The organism is Endozoicomonas sp. SESOKO2, from assembly GCF_024606245.1.
In the GTDB taxonomy this organism is placed as follows: domain Bacteria; phylum Pseudomonadota; class Gammaproteobacteria; order Pseudomonadales; family Endozoicomonadaceae; genus Endozoicomonas_A.
The window spans coordinates 1-1,373 of record NZ_JAHHPQ010000730.1 but is presented as its reverse complement, the minus strand read 5'-3'; the positions used below and the strand labels follow the sequence as shown (position 1 = coordinate 1,373).

The window sequence follows — 1,373 nt, the reverse complement described above, 5'->3', positions numbered from 1 at the left end:
GCTCGACGTTAAACCCTACGCAAGAGTGGAGTTAGACACGATTCGTCGTGCATCCGCGGTGACGGCGTAAATAAGTCTACATAATTACAGATTATGTTAGATTTTTAGTAGCGGATGCAGAAAGAATTATATGATCGTAAGATTCAGAAAGAGGACATGCTCGATAGAGTTAATGTGAATCAGGCTTTACAGCTTTTGAGCACAAGCGACAATCCGGCAGAAAGGCAACTGGCTCAGGATATTTTTGCCCAATCAGGTAACGGCGCTTTAGGTGACTTGCCCGGAGAGGGCAAACGGTTTGCCGGGTTAATGTGGGGCCGGGCTAACGAGTGACAGCAAATAATCAGTCATCCATCCTTAGTTCAGTGATTTTCACCGTATTATTGTCGTGGATGGTCAACACATGGCCATCGGCACTGAAGATGGCTGACCTGATTCCACTGTTATCGTCGTGGATGGTCAACACATGGCCACCGGCTCTGAAGGTGGCTGACCTGATTCTACTGCGATGGGAAATGGTGGCTTTTTCTTTCCATGATCCATCGCTTAACTGGCCATAAATTTTCGCCGTTTTATCGTTTCTGGTTGTGACTATATGACGGCCATCGAGGCTAAAGGCTGCTGATTTGAAACCAGAAACATGGGAAATGGTCGCTTTTTTTTTCCAGGATCCATTGTCCATCTGGCCATAGATTTTCAACTTATTATCTCCACTGTGGATGATCACATGGCGGCTATCGGCACTAAAGGTGACGGATTTAATGCTCTCCAAATAATAGGAAATGGTCGTTTTTTTTTCCCACGATCCATCGTTCTTATGGCCATAGATTTTCGATTTTTTATCTTCACTGCGGGTGATCACACAGCGGCTATCGGGGCTAAAGGTGGCTGAGTAGACCCGATCACCATGGGAAATAGTGGTTGTTTCTTCCCATGATCCGTCGTCCTTCTTGGCGCAGATTATCGCCTTGCCATCGTTACTGGCGGTCACTAAATGGCGGTTATCGGCGCTGAATGTCGCTGATAAGACTGAACCCTCGTGGGTAATGATGGCTTTTTCTTCCCATGATCCATCGGCCTCCAGGCCATGGATTTTCGCCCGAACGAAGCTGGTGGTCACCACATGGCGGCCATCGGTGCTGAAGGTGGCTGACTTGACAGGACTATCATGGGAAATCGTGACTTTTTTCACCCATGATCCATCGTCCTGCATGCCACAGATTCTCGCCATGCTGCCTCCCATACAGACAGTCAATAAATAGCGACCATCGGCGCTGAGGGTGGCAGACTTGACAGGGCTATCATGGGAAATAATGGTTTTTTCTACCCATGACTCATCGTCTTGCTTGCCATAGATTTTCGCCTTGCCATCT

Annotated in this window: 2 protein-coding genes; one reads left to right on the top strand and one right to left on the bottom strand. The window is 47.7% G+C overall.

What is annotated here, in order from left to right:
- Window positions 1–156 precede the first annotated feature (156 nt).
- Window positions 157–333, top strand: a complete 177-nt coding sequence (locus KDK17_RS17390) for a hypothetical protein (RefSeq protein WP_257276133.1) — start codon at window positions 157–159, stop codon at window positions 331–333.
- Between the two features lie 10 nt (window positions 334–343).
- Here the strand turns inward: KDK17_RS17390 and KDK17_RS17385 are convergent.
- A partial coding sequence (locus tag KDK17_RS17385; RefSeq protein WP_257288669.1) for a WD40 repeat domain-containing protein occupies window positions 344–1,373 on the bottom strand: 1,030 nt, incomplete at its 5' end.

Bases quoted from the DNA above. Each gene is read 5' to 3' on its own strand.
- KDK17_RS17390 (WP_257276133.1), top strand. From the start codon at position 157: ATGCTCGATAGAGTTAATGTGAATCAGGCTTTACAGCTTTTGAGCACA.